The sequence below is a fragment of the Bilophila sp. T19-St14 genome (assembly GCF_059728385.1).
Genome location: NZ_BAAGFT010000002.1, coordinates 241650 through 252607 on the forward strand (window position 1 = coordinate 241650; position 10958 = coordinate 252607).

General features: G+C 58.6%; 8 protein-coding genes. 7 read left to right on the plus strand and 1 reads right to left on the minus strand.

Annotated features, from left to right (window positions below; genetic code table 11):
• Window positions 1-5 precede the first annotated feature (5 nt).
• The 7 genes from AC6I1V_RS15405 to AC6I1V_RS15435 all read left to right on the plus strand — a co-directional run bounded on the left by AC6I1V_RS15405 (window position 6) and on the right by AC6I1V_RS15435 (window position 9171).
• On the plus strand, window positions 6-542 hold the full coding sequence (locus AC6I1V_RS15405; protein ID WP_486853665.1) for a tail fiber assembly protein: 537 nt from the start codon (window positions 6-8) through the stop codon (window positions 540-542).
• A gap of 1031 nt (window positions 543-1573) precedes the next feature.
• Window positions 1574-3175: an amidohydrolase gene (locus AC6I1V_RS15410; RefSeq protein WP_497737173.1), complete on the plus strand. Its 1602-nt coding sequence runs from the start codon at window positions 1574-1576 to the stop codon at window positions 3173-3175.
• Between the two features lie 18 nt (window positions 3176-3193).
• Window positions 3194-4129: an MFS transporter gene (locus tag AC6I1V_RS15415; RefSeq protein ID WP_486853667.1), complete on the plus strand. Its 936-nt coding sequence runs from the start codon at window positions 3194-3196 to the stop codon at window positions 4127-4129.
• On the plus strand, window positions 4126-4566 hold the full coding sequence (locus tag AC6I1V_RS15420) for a hypothetical protein (protein WP_497737174.1): 441 nt from the start codon (window positions 4126-4128) through the stop codon (window positions 4564-4566). Before AC6I1V_RS15415 ends, AC6I1V_RS15420 begins: the two co-directional genes overlap by 4 nt.
• 219 nt (window positions 4567-4785) lie before the next feature.
• Entirely contained in the window at window positions 4786-6951 is a 2166-nt protein-coding gene (locus AC6I1V_RS15425) for an EAL domain-containing protein (protein ID WP_497737175.1), read from the plus strand.
• Window positions 6944-8647 (plus strand): OprD family outer membrane porin, encoded by a 1704-nt coding sequence (locus AC6I1V_RS15430; RefSeq protein ID WP_486853669.1) that lies wholly within the window; start codon window positions 6944-6946, stop codon window positions 8645-8647. Before AC6I1V_RS15425 ends, AC6I1V_RS15430 begins: the two co-directional genes overlap by 8 nt.
• A gap of 251 nt (window positions 8648-8898) precedes the next feature.
• Window positions 8899-9171, plus strand: coding sequence for a hypothetical protein (locus AC6I1V_RS15435; RefSeq protein WP_308771372.1), 273 nt, complete (start codon window positions 8899-8901; stop codon window positions 9169-9171).
• Window positions 9172-9584: 413 nt separating this feature from the next.
• Here the strand turns inward: AC6I1V_RS15435 and AC6I1V_RS15440 are convergent, their stop codons facing one another.
• Window positions 9585-10748: an MFS transporter gene (locus AC6I1V_RS15440; protein ID WP_486853670.1), complete on the minus strand. Its 1164-nt coding sequence runs from the start codon at window positions 10746-10748 to the stop codon at window positions 9585-9587.
• Between the last annotated feature and the right edge of the window lie 210 nt (window positions 10749-10958).

The window sequence follows — 10958 nt, forward strand, 5'->3', positions numbered from 1 at the left end:
AACAAATGAAACGACATGTTACGGTTGTACCATCCGATAAGCCCATCATCGTTGACGGAACCGTATTGCGCTTTGACTTTCCCGCTCTTGAGAACGTGCACGCGCTCCAGTGGCATGAAGAGAGTGGTCATATTGAGTGGACGGACGACGACATCAACCACTCATTGACGCCCGCAGACTACGCGGAGGACGTCGCCCCGTTTGTCACTCTTTGGGAAGCGGAAAAGGCCCGGCTTGAGGAAGAAGCTGCAACAACCGAAGCCGCCCGGCTTGCCGAGTACAACAGTGAAGAATCCCGCGCCGCGCGCATTCGTGCCGAACGTGACCGCCGCCTCAACGCGACGACGTGGCTTGTCGAACGGCACAAGGAACAGACTGCAGAGGATATTGCTACTACGCTTACCGATGAAGAATACAGCGGGTTGCTTGCGTACAGGCAGGCTCTCCGCGATTTGCCACAACAGCCGGGCTTCCCGTGGGGAGGCCCGGACGATCCGGCTTGCCCGTGGCCTGTGAAACCTCAAAAGTTGCAAAAATCTTAGGTACGGCTAGTCTCTCTGAAAAAAGGAGAGAGTATATGCCGCTACCTATGCCCGAAGAAGAGGAAAATCTGCGTTGCCCGCACGGTGAACGCTACCAAGCCTTAATGCTGTGCTCTCTGGACTGTGCAATAAGTGGTGCCCACCCAAACAGGAAAACAAAGGTCGATGGTCGGTTCATCATCACGCCGTGGGTGTGTCTGCATAAGTGCAGGTGGCTGCCGGAGCACAGAGACGAGATTCGATTCGTAGTGAAAAAGTCGGATTGAAGGCACAAAAAAATCCCCCTTTCGGTGCGAACCGAGAGGGGAAGCGAAGTATACACAATATATTAAGGCACCTTTTTTTAGCGCGTTGGAAGACGCTTTTTGCTGTCTGCACCAAGCTGTTTGGTACAGAATTTTTGTTACCTATTGAAATAGCTACACTATATCCCTTCAATCAGGAGAACGGCCGCAGTAGAGGTGGATTAACAGCTAGTTTAATAATTTCAACATATTATATCTAGTTGACGATGCAATCCAGGACTCACGCCGTAGTAGATACCCTTGGCAGCCCTTTGCGCATTCATCTCACCGCAGGCAATGTAAACGGCATTGGTCCTGCGTGTAGCTTGATGGAGAACTTACCGGCAGACAAGCTCCTTGTGGACAGGGCTCATGATGCCAATAAACAGCTCGCGTCGGCGGAACGCCGAAACCATGAAGCGCCTCCCATGCCTGGTAGACTGATCCAACAGGAATACGACGCACATACGTATAACAACGTCATATTATTGAATGTTTATTTACTAAGCTAAAATCATCCAGCAGGATTGTTGCCCGATATGATCAACTTGCCGTAATGTTTAAAGCGGCTGTCATACTCGCCGTATGCCTCATTTGGCTGCAATAAACTCTTTAGAGACGGCCCCTAGGGGATTTTCGGGGCCGCTTTCAGGAAAACCCCTGATACCTTCCATGCCGCCGCTCCGGTAGAACATCATTATGTGGAAAAAAGAACGTGCCGTCCGGGCACGCCACGAGGAGCGAACAATGGACAGAAAGGTATTCTACAACGGAACTATCCTGACCATGCAGGCCGAAGGGCATACGGTTGAGGCCGTGTATACCATTGGCGACAGGATTGCCGCAATCGGGAACCGTGACGACGTGTTCAGCCAGATCACGGACGACACCGAACGTATTGACCTTGAGGGTAAGACCCTTATCCCCGGCTTCATCGAGTCCCACGCACACGTCACCGACTGGGCGGAATGCGAATTCCTCCAGTTCACCTGCTACCATATCAAGGACATCGCCGAGCTTCAGGACATGATCCGCGAGAACGCCAAGACCAAAAAGGCGGGCGAATGGGTCATCGGGTACGGCTACAACGACAGCATGGTCGCCGAGATGCGGCATCTGGAGCGTGCGGATATTGATGCCGCCTGCGCCGACCATCCGGTTTTCGTCATGCACGGCAGCGGGCACCTTGCCTATGTCAATACAAAGGCGCTGGAGCTCTGCAACATCCATGTAGATACGCCGATCCCCGAAGGCGGGCAAGGCGAAATCCACCTCGGCGCGGACGGCCTGCCGAGCGGCCTGCTCATCGGGCAGGCGTACAACCTCGCCTTGAGCGCCATCCCCAAGTACACCATTGAGGAATACAAGGGCGCATTCCGCAAGGGTATCGCCGCCGCCAACGCCAAGGGCGTATGCAGCATCGGGGACGGCTCCATCGGCTACATGGGCAACCAATGGCAGATCCTCCGGGCCTTCCATGAGCTGGAAAAGGAAGGCGGCCTCAACCTGCGCCTTTACCTCGTGATCATGGATTACGGGTACATCCCCTTCATGGAAGGCGGGCTGGTGACCGGGTTCGGTTCGGAAAGCCTTCAGCTTGGCTCCATCAAGCTGCTGCTCGACGGCTCCATTCAGGGCCGTACCGCCAGCGTCAAGGAACCCTACCTCGGCACCGATGAGAAGGGCCTCCTTCACCATACCCCCGAAGACTTGCAGGCCCGTGTAGAGCGCTATCACCGGGGCGGGTGCCAGATTGCCATCCATACCAACGGCGACAACGCCATCGAAGAAGCCATCAACGCCATTGAGAAGGCACAGGCGGCCTATCCCCGCCCGGACGCCCGGCATATGCTCATCCATTGCCAGATGGCGTCAGAGGAACAGCTTGACCGCATGGCGAAGCTCGGCATCATTGCCAACTTTTTTGTCGGGCACGTGCATGTATGGGGCGATCTGCACCGTGACATGTTCATCGGCGAACGTGCGCTGCGCATGGATCCGGTCGCCAGCGCCAAGAAGCGGGATATGCCGTTTTGCCTCCATACCGACCTCCCGGTGACGCCCCTTGATCCCATCCTCAGCATGTACGCCGCAACCGCCCGCCGTACCAAGAGCGGGAAGATCCTCGGTGAGGATCAGCGTGTTTCCGTTTACGACGCCCTGCGTGCATGGACTGTAAACGCCGCGTATTCGATGTTCGGTGAAACGGTGAAGGGGAGCATCCGGGAAGGCTATCTCGCCGACCTCGTCATCCTGTCCCAAAGTCCGCTGGAAACGGCCCCTGACGACCTCTTGGACGTGCAGGTTATGCAGACCATCGTCGGCGGCAAGACCGTATACCGCGCCTAACCCACACAGGAGCCCATCATGTCGAATTTCCTCAAGTACATGCGCCTGTTCGCGCTCGGCATCACCTTCTCGTCGTCCATGGCCCTGCCGTATGTGCAGATCAAGTTTTACGACGTGTTCCGCGAGGCGACCCAAGCCAGCAACAATGAACTCGGCCTGCTCATGACTATTTTCACCGCGGTCAGCATGGCCCTGTATATCCCCGGCGGCGTGCTCGCGGATCGTGGTTCCCCAAAGAAGCTCCTGCTCCTTTCGTTGATCATGATGTGCGGCCTGAACGCCTACTTTGCTTTCCATACCTCCTACGGCGCGGCACAGCTCATCTGGGCGCTGCTCGCCATTGCCGCAAACACGATCCAGTGGCCCACGCTTATCAAGGCTATCCGCGATAGAGGCAGCAGTGAGGAACAAGGCCGCATGTTCGGCACGTTCTACGGCACCACCGGCATCTTCTCGTCCATCATCGGGTTCGTGGGCGCCTGGATCTACTCCAGCGGTTCGAGCAACATCGAAGGCTTCCACCTCATGCTCCTCGGACAGTCCGCGTTTTGCGCCTTGGCCGCCATCGCCGTCGGCTTCTTCGTCGAGGACAAGACCCCGTACAACAACGATGTCCCCGCACCGAAGGAAAACCCCTTCAAGAGCGCGGTGACGGTCATGAAGCTCCCCGCCGTGTGGATGATGGTCGTCCTGATCTTCTGCGGCTACGGCATGTACATCGGCATCACCTACATGACCCCGTACACCACCAACGTCCTCGGCGCGTCCATCGCTTTCGGCGCCGTGCTCGGAACCATCCGCGCCTTTGGCCTGCGCGTCCTGACAGGGCCCTTCAGCGGCTATATTTCCGACAAGATGGGCTCCGCCGCAAAGATCCTTGCCATCTGCTTCGTGATCATCATCGGCATGCTGTTCGTCATCCTCTCCCTGCCCAAGGGCACGTCAAACGCGTGATCATCCTGCTTACCATGATGTTCAGCTTCTTCGGGCTCGTTATCTACACGACCATGTTCGCCTGCATGGAAGAAGTCAGCATCCCGCCCCAGTACACCGACATTGCCGTCAGCGTGATCAGCCTCCTCGGTTACCTGCCCGATGGCCTGTTCCCGCCCCTGTTCGGCCACTGGCTCGACGTGTACGGCAATCAGGGCTACTCGGTCATCTTCTACTTCCTCGCCGGCATCAGCCTTCTTGGGTGCTGCGTCGCTATCCTCATCTACCGCAAGGGGCGAGCGCTCCGTTCAGGCCAGAAGGGGGTGATGCCTAGGCCTGTATTGGAAAGGGAGGAAAACTTCTTCTCCGATTTTTCCCTTGGCGGATCCACGGCTAAGGCATTTTCTCGGTTATCCCTTTGGAGCTTCAAGGAAAAAAACATCAACCATTTTCTATAACACAGCCTTCGGGAAACGGATGCCCCGCGCCTCCTGCCTCGGAATGGGCATATGCAAAGCGGCTCCCGCTTGCCGGGAGTGGTGCATTATGACATCCTATGCTCATGAAGATGCGGGAGCATACCGCCGGATTCCTTTTCCGGCAACGAACCGGATCCGTACGCATCCCTCTGCCATTTTCGAGCCTGCTCCGGCCGAGGAGCGCGTACGGGAGGAAACATGACATCTCAGTTACGAAAAATACATAGCGTCATTGAACAATTTCTGCTGCCGATGGCGGAAGCCGTTTCCGGCTGGCCCACTCTGGCGGCGATACGATCCGCGCTTATCGTCACCCTGCCGCTCATGTTCCTCGGTTCCCTTGCCGAACTGCTGATCAGCTTCCCGTTGGATGCCTACAGGGACTTCATGTTCCGGCAGTTCGGCCCTGAATGGCGGATGTTTGGGCAAATCCTGAAAGACGCCACCTTTTCCGTGATGTCCCTCATCATGGTTTTTTCCATAGGCCACCATCTGACGGATCAGTTCAACCATGACCATCCGGTTCTGCGGGCCAATCCGGTCATCGCGGGGCTTGTGGCCTTTACAGCCTTCTTCTGCCTGCTTCAGCAGGACGGGGCGGCGCTTAACCGGCGGTGGCTCGGCGTTGCCGGGCTGTTTGTGGCCATCCTCGTGGGTGTGCTCGCTACCCGGCTGTTTTTGCGCTTCTTTTCCATGAAGCGGCTGCACCTCCACTTGCCCGGCGGGACGCCCGACATCGCCATCCCGCAGGCATTCAACGCCTTCCTTCCCGGCATGCTGACCGTGCTCGTGTTCGCGGGGGTTGGCGCGGGTATGCAGGCGTTCGTGGGCATGTCCCTGCATGAGGCCGTATATCAGATTATCAGGATGCCTTTTGACGCCATCGGGGAAGGGCTCGGCCGGGGGATGCTGTATATCCTTTCGCTCCACGCGCTTTGGTTCGCGGGGATCCACGGCTCCAACGTCCTCGACCCGATCACCCACGATATTTACGGCGCGGCCATGCTCGCCAACGAGATGGCGGCCGCCGCCGGGGAGCCCTTGCCGCACATCATGACCAAGACGTTCATGGATACCTTCGTATTCATGGGCGGGGCAGGGACGGGCATCAGCCTCGCCGGGGCGCTGATCCTCTTCGGCAAGACGCAGGCCAGCCGGAAAATCGGGATTTTTTCGCTTGTGCCGGGCCTGTTCAACATCAATGAAGTGCTGCTGTTCGGCCTGCCCATCGTGCTCAACCCGCTCATGCTGATCCCGTTCCTGTGTACGCCCGTCCTGCTGGCGGCGATCAGCTACGTCGCGGTTGCCGTGGGACTGGTTCCGGGAACCAACGTAGCCACGGAGTGGACGACCCCCATCCTGCTCAACGGCTACCTGTCCACGGGTTCCCTGAGGGGCTCGGCGCTGCAATTGGCGAACCTTTCGGTGGGTGTGCTCATCTACGCGCCCTTTGTCATTATTTTAAATAAAATCAAGGTAAAGCAGATCAACGACGCCTTTAGGAGCCTGCTCCGCCGCTCCTGCGCCACGGCGGACGCTTCCCGGCGCTGCCTTGACCATAATGACGATGCGGGTTCCCTTGCCCGGAGCCTGATTACGGATCTTGAGTACGACTATCGGCACGGCGAAGGGCTGTTCCTCGAATTCCAGCCGCAGATCTGTTCCCGAACCGGCAGGGTTGTAGGCGTGGAATCGCTTATCCGCTGGAGGCACCCCTCCTATGGTTTGATCCCGGCCCCCATTACCGTGGCGCTGGCCGAGGATTCCGGGCTTATCCGGCCCATCGGGCTGTGGGTCTTCGAGAGGGCCTGTCAGGTGCGCAAGAACTGGCTCGACGCCGGAATTACGGATCTCTCAATGGCGGTCAACGTGTCGGCCCTCCAGTTGGAGCGATCTTTTCCGAAACGGCTTCTTGACATCGCGGCCCGTTACGGTTTGCCGCCGTCCCTGATGGAGGTGGAGGTTACGGAGTCGAGCGCGTTGGGTTCCGATACGCCGGAAAGCCATATCCTTTCCCGCGTCTACGAGGCGGGATTCCCCGTAGCCATCGACGATTTTGGGATGGGGCACAGCTCCCTCAAATATTTGAAGCAATTCCCCGTCAGTGTGGTCAAGATCGACGGCGCGATCAGCCGGGAGGTGGGCACGAACTCAATCTGTTCGGACATCGTGGCTTCGATCACCCGCCTCTGCCGGGCGCGGAACATGCTCAGCGTGGCGGAATTCGTTGAAAACGAGGAGCAGGCCGCACTCCTCCACGAACTCGGCTGTGACGTGTTCCAAGGCTACCTGTACAGCAAGTCGCTCCTGCCTTCCGACTGCCTCCGGTTCATCCAAAAGACGAACGGCGGGAACGGTGCGTAAGGCCAGCTTGGAACGGCGTGTGTTTCAGGGGGGCATCCTGTGGGCGAACCCGATGCTGGTGGGGCAATCCAAAACCATGCCCCCCTGCGCGCCCGCAATGAAAGCGGAATGGACGCGGAAGGCGCGAACCTTCAAGTGCTCCTTCAAGTTTTTGTTTCGCCCTGCCGGGTACGTCCCGCCCGTAATGCTTTGGTTTCGCCGGATGTTTCTCCCGCCATACTTTTCCGTTTGGATGCCCCGCAGCCCCGCCTTTTCGGACGCCCGGAACATCGGGGCGGCCCAAACCCTGCCGCGCCTGCGCCTTGGGATCGCCGCGGTTGCGTGCGTGCTGCTGGCTGCCCTGAGCGCCGTCCCCGCCGGGGCGAACGATGATCTCGCGCCCGAAACGCAGGGGCTCGACTCGCGGGAAGCTTTCCGCACCGGGACGCGTTTTTTCGACGAAGCGGAGGTTTCGGGCGGCCTGTATTTCTTCCGGCGCGACCGCAGGCGCTACGACGTGGACAAAGGCCGGTACGGGACGAACCTCAACCACGCCTCGGTGCAGGCGAACGCGGATTTCGTCTCCGGGTTTGCGGGCGGCTGGCTTGGGTTTGATTTCGGCGTATTCGGCTCGCACGATATCATGAACAAGGGCGCAGTGGATCACGAAATGGGCTTTGAGCCGTGGGGCGACCCGTGGCATCCCGACTGGGGCAAGCGCCGCACCGATGACGGCGTATCCGTATACAAGGCCGCGCTCAAGGCCAAGGCCGGCCCCGCATGGGCCAAGGCGGGATGGTTCCAACCCACGGGGCCGGGCGTGCTTGGGGTCAACTGGTCCATCATGCCGGGCACGTACCGGGGCGTGAACGCCGGGGCCGACTTTGGGCGGCTGTCGCTGGCGGCGGCGTGGGCCGACGAATACAAGTCCCCGTGGTTCATCAACATGAACCGCTTCCGCAGGAACGACGGCGAAACGCCCGTACCGTGGCTGTGGAGCGCCGGGGCGCGGTACGCCTTTGAAGGCGGCCTGACGCTTGAACTCGGCTGCGGCGCATCCAAAAACCATTTGCGCAACGCCCACTTCAAGGGCAGCTATCGGACAGGGGGCGGCGCGGGCCCCCTTACCGTTGGCTACCATGCCTATTTCATGGACGACAGCGACGATTCGGGAAAGGGCGAGAACGACAATTTCGACGGCCTCGCCTCACTGCACTATCTGTTCGGGAAATACGAGGCCCCGCCGTGGACTTTCCGGCTGGAGGGAACCTACGCCCGCGCCCCCATGTCCGGGCCGCAGAGCCAGGGGCAATTCTCCTACCGCCTGACCGACCGCAACGGCAGTTCCAGCGGCGCGTTCGACGTGTGGTGGGACGCCCGTTCGGACTGGAACGCCGACAACGAAAAGGCCGCTTATTTCGGCGCAATGCGCACGCTCGACGACCTGCTCCCCATAGCCGGGTTTTCAGCGGGCGCGGGTACGGCGCTGGGCTTCGACGGCAGGGGCTATGGTACGGCGGAGCATCTCAAGGAGTGGGCTTTCACCTTCGACCTTGCTTACGTGAAGCCCGGCGGCCCGCTTGAAGGGGCTTTCGTCAAACTGCATTACACCGAATACCGCAACGGTACGGCCCAGCCGAGCTGGGGCACATACCGGAACGCCTTCCAATCCGAACACGATCTCAAGCTGCTTATGGGGATTCCTTTTTCGCTGTGACTCTTGGAATCCCGAAAGAGGGCGCCCCTTGCCGCAGCCGTCCGTTTCCAAGAACGCGGCGGACGGGGCTTGATGCGATGCAGGCCCCGCAGGATGTGTCCGCTTCTTCACGATATGGTTGGGCTGCGGCATCTTTTCCCGTGGCCCTGTCATGGGATGTGGCAGTTTCATCTCTGCAATCCAGTGAAAAGACAGCCGTTTTCTTTTTGCTTCGGCTGGTTCCATCATGAACCGTTCTGCCGGATATCCCTTTGGAACTTCAGGAAAAAATCAAGGCTCTGTCATGGTACATGGTTGTTTTGTTTCAGCAATATACTGAAAATATATGCTTTTTCTCCAAATTTTCCGCTGGCGGGCTCTGTGATTGGGGAATTTTCTTGGTTATTTCTTTGGAATTTCAAGGAAATAAAGCATCAACCGTTTTCTATGACACAGCCAAAATCAATAGCCTGCCTGCGGAGAGCCTTTCTCCTGTCTTTGCGGCAAGCTGTATGGTGAGGCGTTTTATCGGCTTCACGGCATGATGAAGCGACAGCCGTTTTTCCTTTGGCTGTGTTGTAGAAAATGGTTGATGCTTTTTTCCTTGAAGCGCCAAAGGGATAACCGAGAAAATGCCTTATCCGTGGCTCCCGCCTTACGGAACGCCTGCGGGTTCGCCTTTGGGATACAAAATGCTTTATCCGCGGCTCCCCCCAAAAAAGGGGAAAAACGGAGAAAAAGTCTGTATTTTCACCGCACTGTGGAGATGAAACAACCACAAACCAGAACAGGGCCTTTCCTTTTTGGGCTGAGCCCACGATTGAGCCATGTTGCTGGCCATCTCTTTGGAACTTTAAGAAAAGCCATCGCTTCCTACGGCGGAATCAAAAAACCTTGAAGGGGGAGGGGGAAATATTTTTAGGCGTTCCCCCTCTCCCAGCCCAGAGGCTGCCTCCGCTCAGTCCGTGCGCCTGTTGAGCGAGACGAGCAGGAAGGCGGCCACGGTGCCGATTGCGGCTACGAAGGTCATGCTCTGGATGGCGCGGGGCAGGCCGTAGCCGTCGGCGATCCAGCCGAGGAGCGGGGCGACGATGCCGCCCATGCTGGTGGCGAGGCCAAGGGTGACGCCGGAGGCGAAACCGATGTTTTTCGCCAAATACTTCTGCCCAAGTACGACCATTGAGCTGAACGGCGCGTACAGGGAAAAGCCGAGGGGCAGCAGGAGCGCGAAGGCTGCGTAGAGGTTGTCCACCAAGCCGAAAAGGATGATGGAGGGGATCAGGATCACGTAGGAGAGCCGGATGATCCGCAGGTAGCCGAAACGATCCGAGAGCATCCCGCCGATAAAGTTGCTGATGACGCCGAACGTGCAGAAACAGGTCAGGGCCGCGGCCCCGGCAGCCTTGGACTGGCCGAAGTTATGGATCCAGTAGAGCGGGATGAAGGTGTTGCAGCCCACAAACAGGACGGAACGGGAAATGATCGCCAGCGTCAGCTTGGAGAATTCTTTCCAGTTGTTCGTCACCTCTTCGGCTTCCCCGGCCGCTTTCGCATTGTCGGCTTCAATTTTCTTCATGCCTGAGAGGTGTGAAATCTGGTAGAGGAGGATGACCGACATGACGAGGGCGATGAGGCCGAAAACGGACGTCCCGGACAGGCCGAACGCGCCGATGGCCGCGACCGCAAGCATGGGGCCGAATACGAACCCGCTGTTGCCCCCTATGGAGAAGAGGCTCAGGCCCGTGCCCTTGGAAGCGCCCGAAACCTTATTGGCGAAACGCGCGCCTTCGGGGTGGAACAGGGCCGCGCCCACGCCGCTCAGGGCAATGGCCGTGAAAATGGCCCAGTAGCTGTGCAGGAAACCGATGGAGGCCAGCCCGCCCCCGGCAAGCAGGACGCCCACCGGAATGAACCACGGCTTGGAAAGCCTGTCGGACAGGTAGCCGAAAGCCGGCTGGATGATCGAGGAGAGGCAGGAAAAGGCGAACATGAACCCGGCGGATGCCTGATAATCGAAGCCGTACGCGGCGATCAGGAAGGGCAGGATGGCGGGCAGCGCGCCGCCGTTGATGTCGCACGAAAGATGCCCAAGCGACACAAGGAAAAGTTTCTTTTTGTCCATGACGATAACCTTTGTCCGCAGGCGGGGACGGATGAGGGGACGGGCATTCCCGGCGGCACGAAAGTCCGGCGCGGCAGCCACGGCACGTTGGATAGTGGGAAATCTCAGGCGAAAAAGCAAGGCCCTTTCTGGGGGAAGGCCCTGCCACGGCATGTGGTGGCTTTTTTTACAAGAGGGCAACCGGCATGTTCCTCTACGTTTCCACCGGCC